Origin of the sequence: Paraburkholderia aromaticivorans, assembly GCF_012689525.1 — a bacterium.
In the GTDB taxonomy this organism is placed as follows: domain Bacteria; phylum Pseudomonadota; class Gammaproteobacteria; order Burkholderiales; family Burkholderiaceae; genus Paraburkholderia; species Paraburkholderia aromaticivorans_A.
Map to the genome: position 1 here is coordinate 1,429,863 of NZ_CP051514.1, position 23,669 is coordinate 1,453,531.

Sequence of the window (23,669 nt, forward strand, 5' to 3'; positions counted from 1 at the left end):
ATTCTGTTCGCAACGGTAGTCGGGATTGGTCGACGAGAACGAGACGGATGACTGGGCAAGTGCCGAATTTGGCGAGGCGAATCTGGGTGATGCACGCCTGGCACAGCGTCTTGTTGCGCTGGCTCGCCGACTCGCGTGCAGTCCGCAAGGTTCGTTTCCACAATCACTCAAGCCAGCCGAACTGAAGGCAGCCTACCGTTTCTTCGATAATACGCAGGTCGACAAGGACGGCATCCTCGCGCCCCATATTGCGCAAACGCTCGATCGCTTGAGGCAGGTGCCGATCGTGCTGGCGGTTCAGGACACAACGGAGTTCAACCTGTCGCATCTGCACGCGACTGATGGCTCGGTTGGCGCGGCACCGGCAACAATGAGCAAGGCTTCATGATGCACAGCCTGCTGGCAGTCACGCCCGAGGGCTTGCCGTTAGGCGTGCTGGGGATGAAGACCTGGGTGCGCCTCGAAGAGAAGTTTGGCAAGCGGGCCCCTGCGGTCACGCGCCCGATCGAACTGAAGGAAAGCATCAAATGGCTTGAAGGAATCGAACATCTCGCGGCACTCAAGGTACGTTGTGCACAGACGCGGTTTGTCTGCATTGGAGACCGCGAGAGTGACCTTTACGAACTGTTTTCCGCCGAACGCCCCGCCGGAGTGGATTGGCTGATCCGCGCGGTACACAACCGCGTGGCGCGTCATCCGCAAGGCTACCTTTGGGAAGCTGTTCTGGCCACCACGCCCCGTGGCAATACTGAACTGCGGGTGCCAGCCAGTGGCAAAGTTCCTCAGCGTACAGCGCGGCTGACGTTGCGTTGTGCGAGCGTGCGACTGCGCTCTCCGAGGGCGCGCGCAAGCCGCCGCAGCTTGCCTGAGGTCGACGTCTTTGCAATTCACGCCATTGAGAATAATCCCCCGCATGGCGTTGAGCCGCTTGAATGGATGCTGCTGAGTTCGGTGCCCACGACCTCGCTTGATGAAGTTCTCGAACGGCTGGACTGGTACGCGCGGCGCTGGACCATTGAGACGTGGCACCGTGTGCTCAAAAGCGGCTGCCGTATCGAGGCGCGCCAGTTCGGCACGCTCGACCGGTTTGTGAGAGCGACTGCTCTGTTTGCCGTCATCGCGTGGCACATCCTCTACGCAACACTGCTCGCGCGAACTGACACGGAGCTGTGCTGCGAAGTATTGCTGCAACCGGTTGAGTGGCAGGCGCTCTATTGCCACACCCACCGAACCACGCAGCTGCCAGAGCAGGTTCCAACACTGCAGCAAACCATCGTGTGGATAGGCATACTCGGCGGCTACCTGAATCGCAAGCATGACCGGCCACCAGGACCGACGGTCATATGGCGCGGATTTCTCGTCCTGCACGAAATTACGAAGATGTATCAGCTCTTCAGGCAAAGCGGATAGCATGCTTCGCAAAACTGTGGGTAAACCTGAGCCCTGAAGGACGGTGCTTCACGCGCACATTGGTGAAGGCTGTATACACCTTTCTCACTGGTTTGCAGCCCGTGAAGAAGCAGGCGATTCAAGCGAAGCACACCAAAGCGGGTCGTTAAAGAGATCCAGATGTACGCATCACTTGCGCGCCCGATTCTGTCACGCCGACTCAACCAGATCAGGCACAAGTGTGAACAGATCGCCCACCAGACCGTAATCGGCGACGCTGAAGATCGGCGCTTCTTCGTCTTTATTGATCGCGACGATGACTTTGCTGTCTTTCATCCCGGCCAGATGCTGGATCGCGCCCGAGATGCCGACTGCGATGTAAAGTTGCGGCGCGACGATCTTGCCGGTTTGTCCCACTTGATAGTCGTTCGGCACGAAACCCGCATCGACCGCTGCGCGCGATGCGCCGAGCGCTGCGTTCAGTTTGTCCGCCAGCGGCTCCAGAACCTTCGTGTAGTTCTCGCCGTTGCCCAGACCGCGGCCACCCGAAACGATGATCTTCGCCGCCGTCAGTTCCGGACGGTCCAGCTTCGTCACTTCACGGCTCACGAATGACGAGATACCGCTGTCGGCGGCCGCTTCGATTTTTTCCACCGATGCGCTGCCGCCTTCGGCTGCGACAGGGTCGAAACCGGTCGTGCGGACCGTGATGACCTTGATCGGGTCTTGGGACTGAACCGTTGCGATTGCGTTGCCGGCGTAGATCGGGCGCTCGAACGTATCCGGGCTGTCTACTGCCGTGATATCGCTGATCTGCGCGACGTCGAGCTTTGCGGCGATACGCGGCGTGATGTTCTTGCCGTAAGCGGTTGCCGGCGCGAGGATGTGCGTGTAGTCCTTCGCGATGTTCAGCACCGTGGCTTCGATGTTTTCCGCGAGGCCTGCTTCGAGTTGCGGCGCGTCGGCCAGCAGCACTTTGCTCACGCCTGCAATCTTCGCCGCTGCATCAGCCGCGGCTTGCGCGTTATGGCCTGCGACCAGCACGTGGATATCACCACCAATCTTCTGCGCGGTTGCAATCGTGTTCAGCGTCGCGGCCTTGATCGACGCGCTGTCGTGTTCTGCAATTACCAGATTCGTCATTTCGTCCGTCTCCCTTACAGCACCTTGGCTTCGGTCTTCAGCTTCTCGACCAGCGTCTTCACATCCGGCACCTTCACGCCGGCGGAGCGCTTGGGCGGCTCGACGACCTTCAGCGTCTTCAGGCGCGGCGTGACATCGACGCCGAGATCTTCCGGCTTGAAGACTTCCAGCGGCTTCTTCTTCGCCTTCATGATGTTCGGCAGCGTCACGTAGCGCGGCTCGTTCAGGCGCAGGTCCGTCGTGATAACTGCGGGAAGCTTCAAAGACAGCGTTTCCGCGCCGCCGTCCACTTCGCGCGAAACGGTTGCCTTGCCGTCAGCGACGACAACCTTCGAAGCAAAGGTCGCTTGCGGCAAACCAGCCAAAGCAGCCAGCATCTGACCCGTCTGGTTCGAATCGTCGTCGATAGCCTGCTTGCCGAGAATGACAAGCGAAGGCTGTTCCTTGTCGACCAGCGCCTTCAGCAGCTTGGCCACGGCCAACGGCTGCAGTTCTTGAGACGACTCGATCAGGATCGCGCGATCCGCGCCGATCGCCAGCGCCGTACGCAGCGTTTCCTGCGCCTGCGTCACACCTGCCGACACAGCGATCACTTCGGTCGCCACACCCGCTTCGCGCAGACGCACCGCCTCTTCAACCGCGATTTCGTCGAACGGATTCATCGACCTCTTCACGTTCGCGATGTCGGCGCCCGTGCCGTCCGATTTAACCCGGACTTTCACGTTGTAATCAACAACCCTCTTCACTGCGACAAGCACCTTCACTTTGAATTTCACTCCTTTCAATGCGAACAGATTAACGCCATGGCGCCTCGACATCAGACTCCCCACACGGCACCCAATCCTGCCGACGAACATGCGGCTCGACTTCGGGCATCGAAGAAAGACAAGACTTCCGGTCCTTAATAAGCGAAAAAACCCTGACCGGATTTTCGGCCCAGATACTTGGCCTCGACCATCTCCCTGAGCATCGGCGCAGGTCGATACTTCGAATCGCCAAACTCTCGGTGCAACACCTCCATGATCGCGAGCAATGTGTCAAGCCCAATAAGGTCGGCAAGTGCCAACGGACCGAGCGGATGATTCGCGCCCAAGTTCATACCCACATCAATTTCCTCGGCGCTTGCCAAACCCTCCTGTAACACAAAAATTGCTTCGTTAATCATTGGGACCAAAATGCGGTTGACCACAAAACCTGGGGCATTTTTTACAGCGATCGGGGTTTTCCCAACGCGCCTTGCAAACCGCACAGCCGCATCAAACGTGGCATCACTAGTCTGGACGCCGCGAATCAGTTCAACTAGCGACATGACAGGCACCGGGTTGAAAAAGTGCATGCCTATGAAGCGACCAGGGTTGCCCAGCGCTGCACCTAACCTGGTTACGGATACCGACGAGGTGTTGGTCGCAATCATCGTACTCGGGGAGACAACGGAATCCAGATGCCGCAAGATTTCCTCCTTGACCCGAATGTTCTCTGTAGCTGCCTCGATTACAAGATCGCATTGTCCAAAATCACACGCCGCGACGCTGCCCTTGATGCGTCGCAGCGCTGCTTCTGCCTTGTCTGCTGAAATCTTGCCCTTCGATACCATGCGCTCCAGATTCGACGCCGTGCCTTTTATCCCGCGCTGCAAGGCACTTTCATTGACATCGTTAATAACGATTTCCAGACCGGCGATGGCAGAAACGAGCGCAATGCCACTCCCCATTTGCCCAGCTCCGACGATTCCAATTGTTTGCATCAGATGCGTCCATCACATGTTTGAATAGTTCGGCCCACCGCCGCCCTCAGGCGTCACCCACACGATATTCTGCGTCGGGTCCTTGATGTCACAGGTCTTGCAGTGCACACAGTTCTGCGCATTGATCACCAGCCGCTCGCTGCCGTCGTCGTTCTTCACGAACTCATACACGGCCGCCGGGCAATAACGCGATTCCGGACCGGCATACGTCTGCCAGTTCACGTTCACCGGCACCGACGGATCCTTCAGCGTCAGGTGCGCCGGCTGGTTTTCCTCGTGATTCGTGTTCGAGATGAACACTGAAGACAACCGGTCGAACGTCAGCTTGCCATCGGGCTTCGGATACGTGATCGGCTTGCACTGCGACGCGGGCTTGAGCATCTCGTGATCCGAATGCTGGTGATGCAGCGTCCAGGGCACATTGCCGCCCAGCAGCTTCTGCTCGATGCCGACCATCAGCGTGCCGAGGTACAGACTCTTGCTCATCCACTGCTTGAAGTTGCGTGCACGGTGCAGTTCCGTGTGCAGCCACGAGGTCTTGAAGCTCTCCGGATAAGCGGTCAGTTCATCGCTGGTGCGTCCTGCCTGTACGGCTTCAAAAGCCGCTTCTGCAGCCAGCATGCCGGTCTTGATCGCGGCGTGCGAACCCTTGATCCGCGACGCGTTCAGGAAGCCTGCATCGTCGCCGACCAGCGCCCCGCCGGGGAACACCAGTTTCGGCAGCGACATCAGGCCACCGGCCGTGATCGCCCGCGCGCCATACGACACGCGTTTACCGCCTTCGAGAATCGCGCGGATCGCGGGATGCGTCTTGTAGCGCTGGAATTCCTCGAACGGTGAGAGGTACGGATTCGTGTAACCGAGGCCTACCACGAAGCCGACCACCACCTGGTTGTTGTCCATGTGATAGAGGAACGAGCCGCCGTAGGTGTCTTTTTCCAGCGGCCAGCCGGCCGTGTGCATGACCAGACCCGGCTTGTGCTTCGACGGATCGATTTCCCACAGTTCCTTGATGCCGATCCCGTAGACCTGCGGATCGGCGCCTTCGCGCAGCTTGAACCTGTCGTTCAACTGGCGGCCAAGGTGACCGCGCGCGCCTTCGCAGAACAGCGTGTATTTCGCGTGCAACTCCATGCCGAGCTGGAAGTTCTCGGTCGGCTCGCCGTCCTTGCCGATGCCGAGGTTGCCGGTCGCGACGCCCTTCACCGAGCCGTCGTCGTTGTACAGCACTTCAGCGGCCGGAAAGCCCGGGAAAATCTCTACGCCCAGCGCCTCGGCCTGCTGACCCAGCCAGCGCGTGACATTCGCGAGGCTGATCACGTAGTTGCCGTGATTCTTGAAATTGTCCGGTAACGCCCAGGTCGGCACGCTCTTCGAACCGGTTTCGGTCAGGAACAGGAATTTGTCCTCGGTCACGTCCACCGTCAGCGGCGCGCCTTTTTCCTTCCAGTCCGGAATCAGTTCGTTGATCGCGCGCGGATCCATCACCGCGCCCGACAGGATATGAGCCCCGATCTCCGAGCCTTTTTCCAGTACGCACACGCCAAGTTCGACGCCTTTTTCCGCCGCCAGCTGCTTCAGGCGGATCGCCGCGGACAGGCCAGCCGGGCCGCCGCCGACGATCACGACGTCGTATTCCATCGACTCGCGTGGACCCCTATTCACGGGAAAATTCATGTCTCGCAATTCCATTTCAGGTTCGCGATGAGATTGCAGGAGCTGGCCACAATGAGCGTATCCAGTGCGAGGTGATACTCGATCCAGCATCCTCCTGCCGCAAACCGCGACAACAAGCTTAAGTTTCCCAATTGCTCGCTCCAGCGATGACAATCCTTGGCTGAACCGTCAAACAATATTCGTCCTGCGCAATTCCTTGATTTCTGCGTCCGACATATCGAGCCAAGACTGAAGAACTTCACCCGTGTGCTCTCCAAGCGTCGGCGGAGGCTGGCGGTACTGAACAGGAGACTCCGACATCCGGATCGGGTTCGCGGCCAATGCGACATGCTTCGCCAGGGGGTGGGTCATCTCAAGGCGCACTTTTCTCGACAGCACCTGTGGATCCGCGAATACCTGGTCGAGGTTGTTAATCGGACCGCACGGCACGCCAGCCGTTTCCATCACGGAGATCCATTCCTCAGTCGCGCGGCACGCCGTGACCTCCCGAATTTTGCCGATCAGCGCCTCTCTGTGCTTCACCCGCTGCGGATTTGTGGCGAAGCACTCATCTTTTGCCCATTCCGGTCTGCCAAGTGCGGCGCAGAGACTGGTGAACTGACTGTCATTGCCCACGGCGATAATCATGTGACCGTCCGCCGTTGGGAAATCCTGATAAGGCACGATGTTCGGATGCGCATTACCGATGCGACGAGGTATCACGCCGCTGACGAGGTAATTCGTAGCCTGATTTGCGAGGCAGGCAATCTGCACATCCAGCAACGCAAGGTCAATATGCTGTCCCTCCCCGGAGCGTTCACGCCGGGTCAGTGCAGCGAGAATGGCCACCGTTGCATAGAGTCCCGTCATGACATCTGTCAGTGCGACGCCCACCTTCATCGGGCCCTCGCCCTCGGTACCATCCGCTCGCCCCGTCAGGCTCATGAGGCCGCCGATGCCTTGGATCAAGAAGTCGTAACCCGCTCGTCCCGCATACGGCCCGGTCTGACCAAATCCTGTTATTGAGCAATACACCAATCGCGGATTCAATTCCTTGAGGCTCGCGTAATCCAGTCCATACTGGCTAAGTCCGCCGACCTTGAAATTCTCAATCAGCACGTCCGCCCGGGTGGCCAGTTGCTTCACGAGTCGCTGTCCTTCCGGCGTGCTAATGTCGATGGTCATGGACCTCTTGTTGCGGTTGGCGCATAGATAATAAGCCGACTCGCCCGTCGCCTTACCTTCCTCGTCTTCTAGCCATGGAGGTCCCCAGGAGCGCGTGTCGTCACCCATGACGGGGCGTTCGACTTTGACTACGTCAGCACCCAGGTCCGCCAGCAACTGGCTCGCCCACGGACCGGCCAACACGCGCGAAAGATCGAGAACGCGCAGGCCATCAAGCGCTCCCTGTTGCAAGGTCTCGTTCATGATTGGTTAGAAAGCTGCGATGCCGGTAATGGCACGCCCCAAGATGAGGGCGTGAACGTCATGGGTACCCTCGTACGTGTTCACCACTTCAAGGTTCACCAAGTGCCTTGCGATCCCGAACTCGTCGCTGATTCCGTTGCCGCCGAGCATGTCGCGCGCGACACGTGCGATGTCAAGCGCCTTGCCGCAGGAATTGCGCTTCAATATCGAGGTCGCCTCCACCGCAGCGGCGCCTTCATCCTTCATGCACCCGAGCCTAAGACAGCCTTGCAGGCCAAGGGTGATTTCCGTCTGCATATCGGCAAGCTTTTTCTGGACCAACTGATTGGCAGCCAGTGGCCGACCAAACTGCTTTCGATCGAGAACATACTGTCGCGCGCGATGCCAGCAATCTTCGGCGGCGCCGAGTCCGCCCCACGCAATTCCATATCGCGCACTGTTCAGCCAGGTGAACGGCCCCTTCAAACCCCGGACTTCCGGAAATGCGTTTTCTTCCGGGCAGAACATACCATCCATTACGACCTCGCCAGTGATGGACGCACGCAGGCCAACCTTGCCGTGAATCGCAGGCGCGGAGAGTCCCTTCCAGCCCTTCTCGAGCACAACGCCCCGAATGGAGCCTTCGTCATCTTTTGCCCATACGACAAACACATCGGCGATCGGGCTGTTCGTGATCCACGTTTTGCTGCCGGACAGCAGATAGCTGCCGTCAACCTTTTTCGCACGACTTACCATGCTTCCGGGATCGGAACCGTGGTTTGGCTCCGTTAAGCCGAAGCAACCGATCAACTCGCCCCGCGCCAGTTTGGGCAGATATTTCCGTCGGGTAGGTTCTGTCCCAAACTCGTTGATAGGCACCATGACCCGCGACGATTGCACACTCATCATTGACCGATATCCGGAATCGACACGTTCGACTTCCCGCGCTACCAATCCATAGCAAACGGAGTTAAGTCCTGTTCCTCCGCAGGTCTCGGGGATCGTGGCGCCCAGCAAACCAAACTCACCCATCTCGCGGAATATGCCCGGATCAGCGGATTCGTTACGAAAGGCCTCCAGCACGCGCGGGGCGAGACGCTCCTGGCAATACGCGTGGGCACAATCGCGCACGAGGCGTTCTTCTTCCGTCAACTGCTGCTCCAGCAGCAAAGGATCATCCCACCGAAGCGACGGTGACTTGTGCTGTAAGCTCATCTGGGCTCGCTAGAAAAATACTGTGCCGCTAATCTAAAGCTCCCTCTACAGTTCCACAAACGATTTGTTCGCACTGACCTGTGCGAAAATCGCACATCACAACCGAATTAAGTTGGTAATTGCAATGCGCCGAAAAATCCCCTCGACGACCGCGCTATCCGCATTCGAGACAGCAGCGCGGCATCAAAGCTTCACTAAGGCCGCGGACGAACTCGCCGTCACGCAAAGCGCGATCTGTAGGCAGATCGGCTCCCTTGAAGATTTCCTTGGCGTCAAATTGTTTCGACGAGATCGACGCGGCGTGAGCCTGACGGAGGCTGGGCACATCTATAGCCACAAAGTCGCGTCGCGCCTCGATGATGTAGAACGGGATACATTGGAACTCATGGCAAAACGCGGCCACGGCGCAACGCTCGAAGTGGCAGTTGTGCCAACATTCGCCACAAAATGGTTACTGCCTAGAATGCCCCTCTTTATCCGTCAGCATCCGGAAGTTTCCGTCAATCTCACGTCGCATACACGCCCATTTCTATTTGACGGAACGGAGTTCGATGCCGCAATTCACGCCGGGGGCGCGGGCTGGCCGGGTACGGAGGGCGTCTTCCTGATGCGTGAAAGTTTGATTGCGGTCTGCAGCCCCTCGATGCCTGTCCCCGGTACCAGCCTGACACTTGCTGACTGGCGCCGCCTCCCTCTTCTTCAACAGAGCACGCGTCCTTACGCATGGCGAACCTGGTTTACCTCTTGCGGTATGCAGGTCGAAGGAGACATGACGGGTCCAAGATACGAGTTGTTTTCCATGCTCGCCGAAGCGGCGACTCATGGCATCGGAATTGCCCTCATTCCTCGCCTCCTCATCGAAGACGAATTGCAGCGCGGTATTCTCGTCGAGGTCGCGAAGCACGAGCATTTTAGCGACCGCACCTACCAACTTTTTTATCCGGACCACAAATCGAGCAATGCCGCCCTGGCGAAGTTTCGCGACTGGATCGAAGAGCAGGCCCGGGGATACAGGGAACCTATGGGACTCGCATAAATCCCGTCATCTAGAGTCAACCAGGAAGCGCGAGGAGATAAAGAAAATCTCTCCATTCGACCCAGCGAAAGCCGCGAAATGCGTAGTAGCTTGTGCGTGTCACGTGCTCTACTGCGAGATAGCGCGGAGAGAGCGGGCGAGCTGCCACCATGTCAGTGTTGACCGACGAGGAGCGGGCCGAGCTGACGAGGCTGGCTCGCTCGAAGCTCACCACCGTGAGGCCGGCGCAGCGGGCGCATATCGCGCTGCTGCGACTCTCGAATGGGTCGACCGGTTCAATCGTCGGCGCTTGCTCGGACCTCTCGGCTGTGCCTCACCCGCCGAGGCCGACGACGCATATTATTTGCAACCTCAAGAGTCGCGCATGGCCGCGTGATTCAACCAAAAGAGTCTTCGGCATTCCCAGGACGATTTCTCTCCTTCGCGACCCATGCTTTAATAAACAGTCATCAAAACTGGGGACAAACGCGAGGCTTCCGGATTCCTGAACGCGGGCAGGAGTTCCTTTCGAGCTTTGGGTCTTATCTGGCAGCGGTTCGCGCTCACGCGACATCTACCACGCGCTTCGCTCTATCGAGAACTACTGGGTGAAGGCGTTGCCGATGGGCGTCGCTTTACTATACCTGCCCAAGATCCCGTCACTTTCTGAGCAACGCCCCGCCATCCGCGCTTTTTGCGCAATCTACAAACAGGCGTAGCAGAGCCGACGCGGGATACAACGCGGCAGTATGCATAGACTTTCCTCAACAGTGCGGTCGAACTCCCTGCTACTATACCCATGCCATGCTCGACATACCAATACGTTCGCCAAGTTCCTTGAGAGAAGCCAGGTACCGGCCTTCGATCTGTGCAATGCTTTGCGACTCCTTGGCGAAAACGATATTCAATGCCCCGAGCACACGCTCGCCGCATCTAAGAGGCACTGCCACCGCGCTGAATCTCGTCTGACATGAATTTGTACTGACCGCGTATCCTCTTGATCGCGTTTCTTCCAATACGTCGTGAATCGTGCTCAATTCTTCACGACCAATGCCCAGACTCGAAGAACGAGACTCGAGATCGCGCAGCAACGCGTATAGAGTCTCGTCGTCGCACGCAGCCAGATAGGCCCGACCCAGTGCAGAAAGCAGCATCGGCACCCGCTCTCCCAGTAGAGCGTGCTGGTGGGAAAGTGGGCTAACACGACGCGTCGACTCGCGAATCACCATGTAGCCCGCTTGGGCTGTCGCGACGTTAAGGGGCCAAACCAGCCTCGGCGCCGCTTTCCGCAACAAAGGGCCCGTGACTTGGCTTAGCCACTGGTCGTCGACATAGCCGTCACTCAGAAGTCGGGCACCGCCAGTTACCCTGTATTGGCCTTCGCGCTCTCCGAGCGCGACCACCCCTTGGCTCCTCAATGTCTCCAACAGTCGTCGCGCAGTAGAACGGTGCATTCCGCACGAGCGCGCTAGCGCACTCGTCGAGGCGCACCCGTCTGGCATACGGTTAAGCGCCTTGAGAAGCATCAGTCCTCGGGTCAATCCGCGCACTTCTTTTACAGAAGGTTGCTCCTGCTCTTGAGCCAGTTTGGTTTCGGTGTTGTCCATTTCAATACCTCTAACCCCGCAGCCGGGCACTCGCACCGTAGGAGCGCCCCGCAAAGCATTTAATCGTACGAATACATCAACCTGTTCTGTCAAGTACAACCGAAGTCCTGTCGATTGCAGTTTCCGGGCGTCAGACCAAGTTAAAAACCCCGCATTAACCCTGGATCACTGTATCACACCGTGAACAGGGTTTTGCCCGCTTTCCATCTGCAGAACAATGCCCTCAACGAAAGTAGCTGCTGCGTTTGCGGGTCGTATCACGCTACGTCGCTCCCACCAAAGAAATCCGCGAATACATGACGGCGGATGGCTGCAGTCCGGAGATCCGGCAGGGTCGGTGCGTGCAAACCTATTCAACTTACCTCGACGAACGCGTCGGGTACGGAGTTCTCGTATGAGCGAAACAGCTAGCCCCTTGACTGCCTCCCGGCTCGTCGAACAAGGCGATCCTGCAGCGGATGCACGCGCATTTCGTCGTTGTCTTGGACAGTACCCCACTGGCGTAACGGTCATCACGACCCAGCACGGCGACAAACTCGCGGGCATGGCCGTGAACTCGTTCGCAGCGGTCTCACTCGAACCACCCTTGGTACTTTGGTCGATCCGACGCGAGTCCGCTAGCGCGCCGGTCTTCCTCGAAGCAAGCCACTTTGCCGTCAACGTCCTGTCTGCAGATCAAGTCAAAGTATCTCAGTTGTTCGGCGCATCACAACCCGATCGATTCAGACACGTGGCGTGGTCGCCTGGCAGCCGTGGAGTTCCGTTGCTTGATGGCGCCCTGGTCCATTTCGAATGCAAACGTGAAATCGTCTACGAAGGGGGCGACCATCTGATCCTCGTAGGGCGGGTCGAACGTTACTCGCGTTTCGAATGCGAGCCGCTAGTATTCGCTCAAGGACAATATGCGGTGGCCCGAAATCATCCGTGGCTTGCTGCGACTGCCACGTCGCCATCCGGTCCAGTCGCAGAGCGCAACGCACCTTCGTTCCTGAGACTGCTCAGCATGGCGAGTCAGCGTATGTCGGCGCTCTTTCAGGAGCACCGACATGCGTTCGACGTGACTGCCGGCTCAACACGTATCCTGAGTCGCTTGTCTGAAGGCGCTTGCGGAATCGAAGAACTGGAGGAGGCGACCTACCTCGGAGAAGACGCCATTGAAGATACGCTGGACGATCTTGTTGCGCTGGGCGACGTCTTGCGGAACACACAATCGCTCTTCGAGTTGACACCGAAACGGGACGAGAAAAGACGGGCACTAGCCCGGCGCTCGGCGGAGTTCACGGCTGAGAAACTTGAAGGCGTGCCCGCTTCAGACATCGCTATCGCAACACGCGTGCTCATGGCGCTTCAGCAGCAATAAACGGCAGCGCCGCGCGCGTACTCCGAACCATCCATACCCACACGTTTCGATAGAGATGACCATGACAAGCCCACTAAAAGCCACCTTCAAACATGTCGGAATCTATGTCGTGGACCTCGAACGGATGGCCGATTTCTATCAACGCTGGTTCGGCCTGGTCGCGACCGACGGCGGGATGGGTGGCTCCGGCAAGGGCGTGTTCCTGAGCTCGGATCCGACCGAACATCACCAGATTGTGCTGGTAGCGGGGCGCGATCCTGCAAGCAAGCCAACCGTCAATCAGCTGTCTTTCCTCGTCGACAACCTCACTGCTCTCAAAGAGTATTACAAGAAAGCGCAGACCGAAGACGTGGCAATCAGCATGATCAAAAGCCACGGTAATGCACTGAGCCTTTACGTGATCGATCCGGACGGCAACCAGTGCGAGATTTACTGCAATACGCCATGGTACGTCAGGCAGCCCGCCGGCAAGCCCATGGATTTGACTCTGCCCGACGAAAACATCCTCGCGCAAGTTGAACGTGAGGTCCGCGCGGATCCAAGCTTCATGACGCGCGACGAGTGGATGGCGCAAGTTGCGCAAACGATGTCGGCCTGAAACCGCCGACCCATCCAATCCCGTGGCTCCGGCGATCCGTCGTCAGACCGAGCGGAGCGCAGGCGCCGTGCCCCAACCCACTTGCAACCTCGAGAGCATCTATCATGCCGATTCCACAAGGCCACTTTCGTCACATTGGCGTTTCTGCATTCGACCCGGACGAACTGGGCAAATTCTATACCCGCTGGTTCGGCTTCGTTGTGTCCGACGTCGGCACTGGCAAGGCCGATGGCGCGCGTGTCGTGTTTATGACGGGTAATCCCGAGGAGCATCATCAGATCGCCTTCGCCAATCTGCGCCGCGAAGGCCATCCGGCCATGCAACAGATATCCTTCGTCTACGACAGCCTTGAAGATCTCTCGCAACTCGCGAAAGCGTTCCACAAGGCGGGGGTGCCGGTCCTCCAGCAGAAGGATCACGGCAACACCTGGAGCATTTATGTATCGGACCCCGAAGGTAACCGCATCGAGTGCTACACCCCATCGCCGTGGTACGTGCAGCAACCGACGTGGTGGGATATCGACCTCATCAACGAACCCGTCGAGACTATCTTCGAGCGCACCAGACAGAAAGCCCAGGCGCAGCCGGGTTACATGACCCGCGACGCGTGGATGGCGCAAATCGGGTCTCGTATCGACGCAGCCCTCAACGCCGCCTGACGACGCACGCAGCGGCCCAAAGCTGCTCACGTCCCACTTCACACCACGTGCCCTGTCTTTCTCCGAGGACGGGGCACCCTTCGTTTCATTCAAAGGTATTGACGCATGCCCCTGACACGCGAAAACACCAGCCGGTTTGTTCAGGCCGGTCCGATCAAGGTTCATTACCACGAGGCCGGCAGCGGCCCGGTGCTGCTGTGCATCCATGGCGGAGCTCCCGGCGCTTTTGGCTGGGGCAACTTCGGTCGTAACCTCGAAGCCCTGTCGCAGCACTTTCGCACGCTGATCGTCGACCTGCCGGGTTACGGAAAGTCAGACAAACCCGAGATCGACGGGCCGCGTACAAGCTTCTACGCTCAGGTGTTCCGTGACATGCTCGGTGCCCTGGAAATCTCCAGCGCGCACATCGTCGGGCTGGCCACCGGGGGCTCCGTCGGGCTGAAAATGGCCATCGATTATCCGCGCCTCGTGGAGCGCCTCGTCGTGATCAACTCGCCCGGCGGCCTGTCGCTATTTCAGGCGACGCCAGCGAGCTCGGCCTCACACGATTACTACGGCGGGGAAGGTCCGAGCATGGAGCGCATGCGTGCAATCATGGAGCGCATCGTCTACGATAAATCGGTGCTGACCGACGAGGTGATCCGCGAACGCTACGAAGCCAGCGTCGATCCGGAGTTCATGGCCAAGGCGCCAGAGGGCAAAGGTGGCAAGCCGGGCCAAACCCTCGAACCGCTATGGCAAGACCTGCACAAGATCGAGGCCGAAACGCTGGTCATATGGGGGCGCAACAACCTGACCATGAACTACGACAATGCATTGTTCATGCTCAACCGCATCCCTAACGTACGCGTGCACATCCACGGCAAGTGCGGACTGTGGGTGCCCTTCGAAAAGGCGGCTGAATTCAACCAGGAAGTGATCGGCTTCCTCAGCATTAGCCTCTAACGCTCATCTCCCGCTTTAACGACAGACCTTCGGCGTATCTCGCGAAGGTCGATCGCTCACGAAGGTCCGCTTCCCCATACCAAGGTCAACATCGCTCATCGGGTTTGCCGGATGGATTCGCCCGTAGGCGAATCCGGCAAGAGAGAACCTAGTGCAAGTTCTCGGCGATTAGCGCGACATTCTCCAGGGTTTCGAGGCTGTTCAGCGCATCGAGGGCGCGCTGCGCGTTGTCCCGGGAAACCTTCCGTGAGAAGCCAATGTTGCGCCAATACTTCTCAATGACCTGCGCTTTGCTGATCGGGTTTTCGGCCCAACCTAGCGGCAACTGATTGCGCTCGGTCTTGAAGACGCGGCCGTCCTTGAGATAAACGGTGAGGCGTGACAGCTGCGACTTCACCAGGTCCGCCGCCGGTTGGAGCCTCACACGCTCGGTTAAGGCCAACACCGCTGGGTTGTACACCTGCGCGGAGTCGTAGTGTTCGAGCTCAACGCACTTGTTGACCACCGCGTTGGCGATCGCAAAGGGGATGCTGAACAACGAGCGAGCCTGAGCGTCTTCGCCGTTCATCGACTGATTGAGGAAGTGTCTGACGCGATGCGGCGGTACGTCGAGCGTAATCAGCTCCACGTCCTCGCTGCTGAAATCATGTGCAGCGACGATTTCGAGCACACACTCGATCGGATTGTGGTTGCCGTAGCAGGACGGATGCAGCTTGTGCATGCCCTTCACGTAGAAACGCTTGCCCAACTCGGCCACCAGATTCTCCGGCACCGGTTTGTAGGCAAAAAGGTTGTAATAGCCAAGCGGGCTGGTAAGCGCATCCTTGACTCCAGAGAATCCGGCTTGTGAAAGCTGCACAGAAAGGATCGCGTTGTAGGCCGCCAGCGCACCAGGAAGTTTGAAGCTGTCCACGCCATCCCAAAGGGACTGGTAGGAACCGGACACCATGTGTAGCAATAGGCCGTACGCGTTGACGATCTGGGCTTCGTCGAGCTTCATCAGGCGGGCCGCCACCGCCAGCGCACCGAAGGCGTTGGCCGTGCCACACACCTCGAAGCATTGGTCGAAGTTGAACTCCTCTGAAACGGCGATGCGGGCACCGATGTCACCGCCCAGCACCACCGCCACGATCAGGTCTTTGCCGCTGACCCCCAGAAACTCGCCGATGGACAGCGCGGTCGGGTCGGTCGTACTGCACACATGACCGACCATCTTGCCTTCGTTGACACCTTCGGGAGAAGGTCCGCATACCTCGAAATCAAATGAGCGCCCGGAAAGACAATTCATCAGCGCGGCCTGCGGCAACGGCAACTTGTCGCCGTAACCCAGCACCGTCGCCTGGGGTGCGCCTCCCCACGACCGAAATACGTTCATGAACGCATCGTTGCTGGGCGCGACATGGCCACCCACGGAGCAACTCAACGCGTCGATCAACCTCAGTTTCGCCGCCTCGATGACATCGGCGGAGAGGCTTTCGTAGGCAGTGTTGGTGATGTGTCGAGCCAACTGATGGATAAGCATGTGTAGCGTCCTCTGTGGATTGATTCTCGATTGTCGGCGTTCGACAGCCGATGGCAGCGCGCAAGCGCGCGCGATTGCGCCGTGATTCTCGTCGACAGCGCGAGATAGCAACACCCTGTTCACAGAGTGCGACAGGCTTGCAGATCGTGACGCGTCCGCGTTAGCCGCCCCGTTAGCCACCGCGTTTGTTTCACTGTGTGAACAGGGTGTCGCCGCCTCGCCAAGTGATGAAGAATTCCTCCACGCTCCCTCGATACCCCGCTAGTCCAAGTCTATGGACACCCACCATGAAAAAGACACGAGACCGCCGCAGCACGCCGATTCCAACATGGCACGTAAGAGAGGAGACGCGCCCATGCTGACGCCCGACACTATTCAGCGTCTCGCTGCAGAACTCCATGCCAGCGAAAAAACCCGCCGCCCCATCGAGCAATTCTCGAAGCGTTGCCCCGACATGACGATCGAGGACGGCTACGCCATTTCGCGCTCGTGGGTCGCTAGCAAGGTTGCCGAAGGTCAGGTGGTCAAAGGCCACAAGATTGGCCTCACCTCGCGCGCGATGCAGATCAGCAGCCAGATCGCCGAACCGGACTACGGCACCTTGCTGGACAGCATGTTTTTTGCGCAAGGCGATATCCCCATCGATCGCTTCATCGCGCCTCGCGTCGAAGTTGAACTGGCCTTTATCCTGGGTAAGCGCCTGATCGGCCCAAATGTCACGATCTTCGACGTGCTGCGTGCCACCGAGTACGTCACGCCGGCCGTCGAAATCATCGATTCGCGCATCGAGCCGTTCGACCGCGAGACCAGAACGCCGCGCAAAGTTTTCGACACGATCGCCGACAACGCGGCCAACGCGGGCATCGTTCTCGGCGGCCTGCCCGTGAAGCCAGACGCAATGGACCTGCGGTGGGTGAGCGCCCTGCTGTGCAAGAACGCGGTTATCGAAGAGTCCGGCGTGGCCGCCGCTGTGCTGAACCACCCGGCCAACGGCGTCGCCTGGCTCGCCAACAAACTGGCGCCTTGGGATGAGAGCCTGGCCGCGGGCGAAGTCGTGCTGGCCGGATCGTTTACCCGACCAGTGGCCGCCGCTGCCGGCGACAGTTTCCACGTCGACTATGGTCCGCTCGGTTCCATCGCGTTTCGCTTCGTGTAGCGCAATATCATGCATTCCGCGTGTGCAGTTACCTTGAACGTCCCGGAGGCCGCTTCATCGAGGCGGCGCACCCGCCCATCCATCCAAGACCCACACCACGACATGCGACACCACGAAAGTATCTGGCGCCACCTCTTCAGGACTTCGCACCGGCTCGGTTCGATCGACGTGCGAGGCGTTCAGACCCGGTACCTGGAAGCGGGCCCCGCCGACGCGCCCGCCGTGCTTCTACTGCACGGTACAGCGGGTAGCCTCGAGAACTTCTGCGCTAACTACGCAGCCTATGCGCAACATTTCCGCGTCATCGGTATCGACATGCTGGGCTGCGGCTGGACAGACAAGCCAGATTTCGACTATCGGATCAAGGACTACGCCGAGCATGTGCGCGGTGTCATGGACGCCCTGTCGCTCAACACCGCGAGCGTGGTGGGCGTGTCGCTGGGTTCCTGGGTAGGGGCGGCGCTGGCGCACGCCCACTCTGCCCGCGTGAACAAACTGGTGATGGTGGCACCGGCCGGCATCATCACCGACCCGGCTGAAGAGGCACGCATGGCAGAGGGCGTGCGCAAACGCCGGCTTGCTGCCGCGACCGACCCGAGTTGGGAGACGGTGGCGGCCGCGATGACGGGGCTGGTACTCAAGCCCGAGACCCTGATGGACGACCTCATCGCCGTCCGGCTCGACATATACAGCGATTCACGCATGAAAGCCGCCATGCCGCACCTGCTCGCTTTCACCTTGGGCGGGCAAGCGTTGAGCGAAGCGCAATGGCGTTCATTGACACTGCCAATCCAGGTCATCGCCAGTGTGGACGCACCCAACATGTTCCTGAGCAATGCCTATGCCATTGCGCGGACGGCCCCCACTGCGGAACTTGTGGAAATGCATGGCTGTGACCACTGGCCGCAGTACGAACAGCCCGATGCGTTCAACGAAGCCAGCATTGCGTTTCTGAAGAAGGCATAAGACGCATGAGCACGATCCCGACGACGTCCGCCCTGCCGGTCAATCCTTTTAAACGTGCCATTTCCCGACGCGATAGACAGATCGGCCTCTGGACAGCCACGGGGAGTGCCTACGTGGCAGAGATGATCGCGGGCACCGGCTACGACTGGCTGCTCATCGACGGCGAGCATGCTCCCAACGATCTGCGCAGCACCCTCGCCCAGTTGCAGGCGATCAGCAGCGGCGCAGCCACCCTGCCTCCCGGATGGGCGATCCCCCACCCGGTGGTGCGCCTGCCCGTAGGAGATCCCGTGCTGATAAAACAGTACATGGAGCTTGGGGTGCAAACCGTGCTCGTGCCCATGGTGGAGACGCCGCAGCAGGCACTAGCACTGGCGCGCGCCATGCGTTACCCCCCCGAGGGGACGCGGGGCATGGGCAGCGGCCTCGCGCGCTCCTCACGCTGGTCGCGTTACGGCAACTATATTCACGAAGCCAACGAAGAAGCTTGCCTGCTGGTGCAGGTGGAAACGATAGAAGCACTGCACCACATAGACGCTATCGCCGCCACGCCCGGCGTGGATGGCGTATTCATTGGACCTGCCGATTTGTCCGCGTCCATGGGGTTGCGCGGTCAAGCCAACCATCCTGCAGTGGTGGACGCCATCCGGCACGCCGTAGAACGCATTCATCTGACCGGCAAGGCATCAGGCATCCTGGCCACGGTCGAAGCTCAAGCCAACCAGTGGATCGACGCAGGCGTCACCTTCATAGCGGTGGGCGTCGACATCAGCCTGTTCGCACAGGCCGCAAAGGCGTTGGCCGCGCGCTTTCAGCCGGGCTGCCCTTCAGCGTCCGTCGCCACTGCTGGCTACTAGCCTGATCTTTCTCGAGTCCCATGAACCCAGTCCCCGTAACGAATTCCCTCCTTGGAGATCGAACATGTCCGCAGTACTGAACGTCTCAGCCCCTTTTACCCAGGACATCCCCACTCAACGCCAGCAGGCCGGCAACGCAGACTGGTCCGAGTATCGCGAACGTGCGTTGTCCGCCGGTCGTCAACTGATCACCGATGTGCGTCGTGTCGCGCCAGGCATTGGGGCTCGCCGCGCAGAATCGGAGCAAATGGGCAAGGTCCCCGATGCCACCGTTGCCGACGTGATCGAAGCGGGTATTTTCCGTACCTTCACTCCGCTCCAGTACGGCGGCCTGGAAACCGACCCGGCCTCCTTCTTCGAAGCGGTGATGATGATTGGGGAATCCGACAGTTCGGCGGCATGGATCGCTGGCCAGCTGAACTGCCACGCCTTCGAGATCGCGCTGATGGACCCGCGCATGCAAGAGGAATTCTGGGGTGACAACCCCGATGCCCGCGCGTCCAGTTCCTACGCACCGATCGGCAAAGTCCGCGAAGTGGATGGCGGCTACGTGCTCAATGGCACGTGGACCTTTTCCAGCGGCGTCGACCACGCGCAGTGGGTCATCCTCGGCGGTGGTGACCGCAACTTCGTGGTGCCAGTCAGCGATCTGAGCATCGACCATTCCAGCTGGGACGTACAGGGTCTCAAAGGCACCGGCAGCAAGGCCGTCACGTTGGAAGAAGTGTTTGTACCGCTTTACCGCACGCATCACCTGATCGATACCTACAACGGTGCGAACCAGGGCTGGCTGATCAACAATCGGCCGCTCTACTGGATGTCGTTCCTCGGGATCTTCAATGCCACCGCCACTAACACAGTGCTCGGCGTCGCGCGCTTCGGTATCGATACGTTCCTCGAACAGTCACGCGTGCGCCTCACGCGCCAAGGCACCGGCGCGCCAATCGCAAACAACCCCTTTCTGCACCTCAAGCTCGCCGACGCACTGACCAGGGTAAACGGGGCGCGCAACCGTCACCTGGCTAACTGGCGGGATATGTTCGAACTGGCCTGTCGAGGTGAAGAGCCCACACCGTTGGAGCGCATGCGCCTGCGCTTCGAGTCGGCCGATGCCAACGCCGCGTGCTTCGAGACCATGGCTGACTTGTGGCCCATCGCCGGTGCAGCCGCTTCGGCGACCAGCAACCCGCTACAGCATGTGTTCCGCGACCTGATGGCGGCGCGCAACCACGGTTCCGCAGGTCGTGAACTCGCTGCGGGTCAGTACATCAAGGCGCTGTTCGGTGTGGCGCCGGCGCCGTTCAGCGACTTCGGCACGCTGGCCTACTACCGATAAACGCCATCGGTGAACTTTCGCCGCTAAGGAGCAAAACCGTTTTCGGCATAAAGGCGCCGGGGACTTTCCGGCGTTTATACGATCGGATATACGCACAGGTTCTAGGCGACCACAAGGTAGTGGACAAGGGCCAACTCAGCTTCCGGTTTGAACATTGAACGACGCGACGGATCCGTGTTCGGTGCAAGATAGCGCCGACTATGGATTTGTCCTCGCTGCCTGGTGAATTCCATGGAAATTTTCAGAGACCTACCCGATGCTGCCGACCGATCTATGGCACTCACGATCGGGAACTTTGATGGTGTCCACCGTGGGCATCAAGCGATGGTCACGATGTTGAAGGAAGCAGCGCAACGTCGCAGTCTACCTGTCTGCGTATTGACATTTGAACCTCATCCGCGAGAGTTCCTTTTTCCGCGCAACGCGCCTCTTCGACTGACCAATTTCCCCGCAAAAGCAGCTTTGCTCGCAAACGCCGGGGTCGACCGTCTCTATGTCTGCCCGTTCGACGTTCATATGGCGAGCATGTCGGCAGAGTTATTCGTATCGCGAGTGCTCGTGTCGCGGCTCGGCGTGAGCTGGCTGCTAGTTGGGGATGACTTCCGGTTCGGCGACGAGCGTCGCGGCGATCTCGCGTTGCTGCGCAGAATGGGGCAAACATTCGGGTTCGAGGTAGAATCGATGCCTACTGTAAATGTCAATGGCGAACGGGTGTCAAGCACGGCTGTTCGCGAAGCCTGGGCGCAAGATGATGCCGCTAGAATGGCCACACTTCTTGGTCGTCCGCAACTGCTGTAGACGCTATCAGGGATGCGGCCGACTCGAACTTACGCCCTTTGCGTCGAGACGACAAGAAATGTAAATAGATCCTCTCAAGAAACCTATCGGAAAGGATCGGCGCCCTCAAAAGCGAAGTGCAACACCTATCTCGTATAAGGTGTCGCAATGCCCGACAAAACTTCGTACCAACAGCTTCAACCTGAAGAACGCCTCGCCATCGCAAGCCTGCGGCTACAGAATGTAAGTATTCAGACCATGGCTCGAATACTCGGCCGCTCGCCGGCCACCGTGAGCCGCGAACTGACGCGAGACAGCTCTCCTGCGGGCTACGCATCTGTGCCGGCTGAAGCGCTCAGCGCCGCACGCCGCAGCGCGGGTCGCTGCCCCACCAAGCTTTGCCTGCAAAGCGTCTGCTGACGCATCGTTCTCACTCTGCTAGATTGGAAATGGTCGCCCCAGCAGAAATTATCCGACCGACCCGACCCAGCAGGTTTCACACGAAACCATCTACGCCGCCATCTACGCCCAGCCGCGCGGCGAACTACGCGCCTGCCTGCGCCAGAGCCACAGCACGCGTATGCCGCGCAACACGGGGCACAGACCGGCGCGGACAGATTCCGGATATGGTCAGCATTCATGTTCGGCCGCCCGAAATCGAAGACCGACTGCTGCCTGGGCATTGGCAAGGCGACTTCATCAAGGGCTCCCGAAATCAATCGTCTGTCGGCGTTCTGGTCGAGCGGACCAGCCGCCTGGTGCTGCTCGCCAAGATGGAAGACGCCACCGCCGCTTCCGCGCTGGCGGGCTTTTCTGCAAAACTCCGCTCGATTGCCGCGCCGTTGCGACAAACCTTTACCTACGACCAGCGCAAAGAAATGTCGCGGCATCAAGAACTCGGCAGCCACCGGCGTGCGCGTCTACTTCCGCGACCCACACAGTCCCTGGCAGCGCGGGATCTGCGAAAACACCAACGGATTGCTTCGTCAATATTTGCCTAAAGGCACTGACCTATCGGTCTACAGTCAGGACGAGCTCGACGCTATCGGCGCCGCACAGCCAGCGACAAACAGAAAGAGCCGGGAAGATGAATGTCGGTAAACCGGACGTCCTGCTTGACGCCGTCCACTTCAGTTTGAAACCGCCCTTCAATGGTGCGATGCGCTGTTTTATGCGGGGCGAAAGCGCTTGCGCTAAAACCGCGCAAGCGGCGCGGCGGTCCCACGATCCATTCCTACGTCACGTACTATTCAGGCCTTCATAGTACTTCTCCGCCCCGTCAGCCCGGGTCGGAGGCGCGAATGTCTAAAGTGGAGATGCAGAATGCAAACATGTTCTGTGGCACAACCCGTCGGCGAACCTTGCTTCGGTGATCAACCGCATGGTTTACTCCCTCACCGTTGCGATACCGATCAGCGTACGTCGCATGACGCCGGTGCCGCGCCCGGATGCGCGAGCGGCCATCCCTTGGGAGCCTCCCCAACTTCTGCACGCTCTCTTCTCATGTTGCAAAGCGTTCCGCTGCCATCTTCGGACTTTCCGGTTTTGGAGGAAACACACTCCAGCAACATCTTCCATGCAGAAAGAAAAACAACGCATGGGAGCCCGCAGCTTCCAGTGACTCGACGCGCACATATCGGCCGTTACCCGAGCCTGTGCGACCGAATACCGTTACACGCACCGAACTCAGGAAACTCGGTGCCAACCACTTTTCGACCTGCGAACGCAGGGACTGCGCATTCGTTGCTTTCATGGGTTGCTCCATCAAAAACTGTAAGAGAGAGAAGCGGAGATACCGATACGCGATCCGGATCAACAGGCGTCTCATCAACCGACACTCCCGGTACGCCGGGTCGTCGACTTTTCGGTCCACTCGGAGCAAATGGAAAAGTCGCATTGCTGCAGTGAGCTCGCTGACAATGTCTGGCTGCCAACTGCCAAGTGCCAACCTCAGCTTGCCGTATTAAGCCCACCTGCGCTCTCCGTGGGTTTTCTCAAAATGGTTCAACAAGCGCCCGCATACTTCATCGACTGTGGAGATATTTTTGAACGTAACTCGGCGCGGCAATAGACTGTTCACAACGTGAAACACCCGACGCGCGTAAACGCTTGCTCTTCCATCAGGCAAAGAATCCAAGTTAATCAACTGGCTGCGGGTTTCACTCGAGCGTAAGCGGGATGTGAAGGAGCGATGCAGCGTAGGCGTGCAGGAGCGGTTCGAGAGTTGTGAAAAGATTGATCGTTATGCAATTTTTTATCAATGGTTTGTCAGGATTGCAGATGACATTGGCGTGACGCTTCATGGCGCGGGGCGCCG

General features: G+C 59.1%; 22 protein-coding genes and 1 pseudogene. 14 read left to right on the forward strand and 9 right to left on the reverse strand.

Annotation, left to right across the window (positions count from 1 at the left end; genetic code table 11):
- Positions 1 to 25: 25 nt before the first annotated feature.
- Positions 26 to 388: an IS4/Tn5 family transposase DNA-binding protein gene (locus HF916_RS50595; protein WP_240975145.1), complete on the forward strand. Its 363-nt coding sequence runs from the start codon at positions 26 to 28 to the stop codon at positions 386 to 388.
- Positions 385 to 1,410, forward strand: coding sequence for an IS4 family transposase (locus HF916_RS06750; RefSeq protein ID WP_240975147.1), 1,026 nt, complete (start codon positions 385 to 387; stop codon positions 1,408 to 1,410). The genes HF916_RS50595 and HF916_RS06750 overlap by 4 nt, the downstream gene beginning before the upstream one ends.
- Before the next feature lie 189 nt (positions 1,411 to 1,599).
- Here HF916_RS06750 and HF916_RS06755 read toward each other — a convergent pair whose 3' ends face one another.
- The 6 genes from HF916_RS06755 to HF916_RS06780 form a co-directional block, all read right to left on the reverse strand.
- Positions 1,600 to 2,532, reverse strand: a complete 933-nt coding sequence (locus HF916_RS06755; RefSeq protein WP_168788249.1) for an electron transfer flavoprotein subunit alpha/FixB family protein — start codon at positions 2,530 to 2,532, stop codon at positions 1,600 to 1,602.
- A gap of 14 nt (positions 2,533 to 2,546) precedes the next feature.
- A complete protein-coding gene (locus HF916_RS06760) occupies positions 2,547 to 3,296 on the reverse strand; it encodes an electron transfer flavoprotein subunit beta/FixA family protein (protein WP_168788250.1) in 750 nt (249 codons plus the stop codon).
- Between the two features lie 137 nt (positions 3,297 to 3,433).
- Positions 3,434 to 4,276 (reverse strand): 3-hydroxybutyryl-CoA dehydrogenase, encoded by an 843-nt coding sequence (locus HF916_RS06765; RefSeq protein WP_206001701.1) that lies wholly within the window; start codon positions 4,274 to 4,276, stop codon positions 3,434 to 3,436.
- Positions 4,277 to 4,288: 12 nt separating this feature from the next.
- Positions 4,289 to 5,917, reverse strand: a complete 1,629-nt coding sequence (locus tag HF916_RS06770) for an electron transfer flavoprotein-ubiquinone oxidoreductase (protein WP_168788251.1) — start codon at positions 5,915 to 5,917, stop codon at positions 4,289 to 4,291.
- A gap of 204 nt (positions 5,918 to 6,121) precedes the next feature.
- On the reverse strand, positions 6,122 to 7,360 hold the full coding sequence (locus HF916_RS06775; RefSeq protein ID WP_168788252.1) for a CaiB/BaiF CoA transferase family protein: 1,239 nt from the start codon (positions 7,358 to 7,360) through the stop codon (positions 6,122 to 6,124).
- 6 nt (positions 7,361 to 7,366) lie between these two features.
- Complete coding sequence (locus tag HF916_RS06780; RefSeq protein WP_168788253.1) at positions 7,367 to 8,554, reverse strand: acyl-CoA dehydrogenase; 1,188 nt, start codon at positions 8,552 to 8,554, stop codon at positions 7,367 to 7,369.
- 124 nt (positions 8,555 to 8,678) lie between these two features.
- Between HF916_RS06780 and HF916_RS06785 the strand changes: the two genes are divergently transcribed.
- Complete coding sequence (locus HF916_RS06785; protein WP_168789041.1) at positions 8,679 to 9,590, forward strand: LysR family transcriptional regulator; 912 nt, start codon at positions 8,679 to 8,681, stop codon at positions 9,588 to 9,590.
- A 770-nt stretch (positions 9,591 to 10,360) separates the two neighbouring features.
- On the opposite strand, the gene HF916_RS06790 is transcribed toward HF916_RS06785, so the two are convergent.
- On the reverse strand, positions 10,361 to 11,176 hold the full coding sequence (locus tag HF916_RS06790; protein WP_168788254.1) for an IclR family transcriptional regulator domain-containing protein: 816 nt from the start codon (positions 11,174 to 11,176) through the stop codon (positions 10,361 to 10,363).
- A 394-nt stretch (positions 11,177 to 11,570) separates the two neighbouring features.
- On the opposite strand from HF916_RS06790, the gene HF916_RS06795 reads away from it, so the two are divergent.
- From HF916_RS06795 to HF916_RS06810, 4 genes are all read left to right on the forward strand, one after another.
- On the forward strand, positions 11,571 to 12,536 hold the full coding sequence (locus HF916_RS06795) for a flavin reductase family protein (RefSeq protein WP_168788255.1): 966 nt from the start codon (positions 11,571 to 11,573) through the stop codon (positions 12,534 to 12,536).
- Positions 12,537 to 12,591: 55 nt separating this feature from the next.
- Complete coding sequence (locus HF916_RS06800) at positions 12,592 to 13,134, forward strand: VOC family protein (RefSeq protein ID WP_168788256.1); 543 nt, start codon at positions 12,592 to 12,594, stop codon at positions 13,132 to 13,134.
- A gap of 104 nt (positions 13,135 to 13,238) precedes the next feature.
- Positions 13,239 to 13,793 (forward strand): VOC family protein, encoded by a 555-nt coding sequence (locus HF916_RS06805; protein WP_168788257.1) that lies wholly within the window; start codon positions 13,239 to 13,241, stop codon positions 13,791 to 13,793.
- 105 nt (positions 13,794 to 13,898) lie between these two features.
- Positions 13,899 to 14,738: an alpha/beta fold hydrolase gene (locus HF916_RS06810; protein WP_168788258.1), complete on the forward strand. Its 840-nt coding sequence runs from the start codon at positions 13,899 to 13,901 to the stop codon at positions 14,736 to 14,738.
- Between the two features lie 148 nt (positions 14,739 to 14,886).
- Here HF916_RS06810 and HF916_RS06815 read toward each other — a convergent pair whose 3' ends face one another.
- A complete protein-coding gene (locus HF916_RS06815) occupies positions 14,887 to 16,260 on the reverse strand; it encodes an MmgE/PrpD family protein (protein ID WP_168788259.1) in 1,374 nt (457 codons plus the stop codon).
- Positions 16,261 to 16,615: 355 nt separating this feature from the next.
- On the opposite strand from HF916_RS06815, the gene hpaH reads away from it, so the two are divergent.
- The 7 genes and pseudogenes from hpaH to HF916_RS06845 form a co-directional block, all read left to right on the forward strand.
- Positions 16,616 to 17,416 carry a 2-oxo-hept-4-ene-1,7-dioate hydratase gene (gene hpaH / locus HF916_RS06820; protein WP_168788260.1) on the forward strand — a complete coding sequence of 267 codons (801 nt, stop codon included), beginning with the start codon at positions 16,616 to 16,618 and terminating at the stop codon, positions 17,414 to 17,416.
- Between the two features lie 102 nt (positions 17,417 to 17,518).
- The gene (locus HF916_RS06825; protein WP_168788261.1) at positions 17,519 to 18,382 is read left to right on the forward strand and encodes an alpha/beta fold hydrolase; all 864 of its coding nucleotides are present in this window, start codon (positions 17,519 to 17,521) and stop codon (positions 18,380 to 18,382) included.
- Positions 18,383 to 18,387: 5 nt separating this feature from the next.
- On the forward strand, positions 18,388 to 19,239 hold the full coding sequence (locus HF916_RS06830; protein ID WP_168788262.1) for an HpcH/HpaI aldolase family protein: 852 nt from the start codon (positions 18,388 to 18,390) through the stop codon (positions 19,237 to 19,239).
- A gap of 64 nt (positions 19,240 to 19,303) precedes the next feature.
- Positions 19,304 to 20,575, forward strand: coding sequence for an acyl-CoA dehydrogenase (locus HF916_RS06835; protein ID WP_168788263.1), 1,272 nt, complete (start codon positions 19,304 to 19,306; stop codon positions 20,573 to 20,575).
- A gap of 231 nt (positions 20,576 to 20,806) precedes the next feature.
- Positions 20,807 to 21,373, forward strand: coding sequence for a hypothetical protein (locus tag HF916_RS06840; protein ID WP_168788264.1), 567 nt, complete (start codon positions 20,807 to 20,809; stop codon positions 21,371 to 21,373).
- 147 nt (positions 21,374 to 21,520) lie between these two features.
- Positions 21,521 to 21,772, forward strand: coding sequence for a helix-turn-helix domain-containing protein (locus HF916_RS51960; protein ID WP_431311361.1), 252 nt, complete (start codon positions 21,521 to 21,523; stop codon positions 21,770 to 21,772).
- A gap of 40 nt (positions 21,773 to 21,812) precedes the next feature.
- Positions 21,813 to 22,393: pseudogene (locus tag HF916_RS06845) on the forward strand (IS30 family transposase); the annotation flags it as partial.
- A 460-nt stretch (positions 22,394 to 22,853) separates the two neighbouring features.
- Here HF916_RS06845 and HF916_RS06850 read toward each other — a convergent pair.
- A complete protein-coding gene (locus HF916_RS06850) occupies positions 22,854 to 23,105 on the reverse strand; it encodes a hypothetical protein (protein WP_168788265.1) in 252 nt (83 codons plus the stop codon).
- Between the last annotated feature and the right edge of the window lie 564 nt (positions 23,106 to 23,669).

Bases quoted from the DNA above. Each gene is read 5' to 3' on its own strand.
- HF916_RS06750 (WP_240975147.1), top strand. From the start codon at position 385: ATGATGCACAGCCTGCTGGCAGTCACGCCCGAGGGCTTGCCGTTAGGC.
- HF916_RS06755 (WP_168788249.1), bottom strand. From the start codon at position 2,532: ATGACGAATCTGGTAATTGCAGAACACGACAGCGCGTCGATCAAGGCC.
- HF916_RS06765 (WP_206001701.1), bottom strand. From the start codon at position 4,276: ATGCAAACAATTGGAATCGTCGGAGCTGGGCAAATGGGGAGTGGCATT.
- HF916_RS06770 (WP_168788251.1), bottom strand. From the start codon at position 5,917: ATGGAATACGACGTCGTGATCGTCGGCGGCGGCCCGGCTGGCCTGTCC.
- HF916_RS06775 (WP_168788252.1), bottom strand. From the start codon at position 7,360: ATGAACGAGACCTTGCAACAGGGAGCGCTTGATGGCCTGCGCGTTCTC.
- HF916_RS06780 (WP_168788253.1), bottom strand. From the start codon at position 8,554: ATGAGCTTACAGCACAAGTCACCGTCGCTTCGGTGGGATGATCCTTTG.
- HF916_RS06785 (WP_168789041.1), top strand. From the start codon at position 8,679: ATGCGCCGAAAAATCCCCTCGACGACCGCGCTATCCGCATTCGAGACA.
- HF916_RS06790 (WP_168788254.1), bottom strand. From the start codon at position 11,176: ATGGACAACACCGAAACCAAACTGGCTCAAGAGCAGGAGCAACCTTCT.
- HF916_RS06795 (WP_168788255.1), top strand. From the start codon at position 11,571: ATGAGCGAAACAGCTAGCCCCTTGACTGCCTCCCGGCTCGTCGAACAA.
- HF916_RS06800 (WP_168788256.1), top strand. From the start codon at position 12,592: ATGACCATGACAAGCCCACTAAAAGCCACCTTCAAACATGTCGGAATC.
- HF916_RS06805 (WP_168788257.1), top strand. From the start codon at position 13,239: ATGCCGATTCCACAAGGCCACTTTCGTCACATTGGCGTTTCTGCATTC.
- HF916_RS06810 (WP_168788258.1), top strand. From the start codon at position 13,899: ATGCCCCTGACACGCGAAAACACCAGCCGGTTTGTTCAGGCCGGTCCG.
- HF916_RS06815 (WP_168788259.1), bottom strand. From the start codon at position 16,260: ATGCTTATCCATCAGTTGGCTCGACACATCACCAACACTGCCTACGAA.
- hpaH (WP_168788260.1), top strand. From the start codon at position 16,616: ATGCTGACGCCCGACACTATTCAGCGTCTCGCTGCAGAACTCCATGCC.
- HF916_RS06825 (WP_168788261.1), top strand. From the start codon at position 17,519: ATGCGACACCACGAAAGTATCTGGCGCCACCTCTTCAGGACTTCGCAC.
- HF916_RS06830 (WP_168788262.1), top strand. From the start codon at position 18,388: ATGAGCACGATCCCGACGACGTCCGCCCTGCCGGTCAATCCTTTTAAA.
- HF916_RS06835 (WP_168788263.1), top strand. From the start codon at position 19,304: ATGTCCGCAGTACTGAACGTCTCAGCCCCTTTTACCCAGGACATCCCC.
- HF916_RS06840 (WP_168788264.1), top strand. From the start codon at position 20,807: ATGGAAATTTTCAGAGACCTACCCGATGCTGCCGACCGATCTATGGCA.
- HF916_RS51960 (WP_431311361.1), top strand. From the start codon at position 21,521: ATGCCCGACAAAACTTCGTACCAACAGCTTCAACCTGAAGAACGCCTC.
- HF916_RS06850 (WP_168788265.1), bottom strand. From the start codon at position 23,105: ATGAAAGCAACGAATGCGCAGTCCCTGCGTTCGCAGGTCGAAAAGTGG.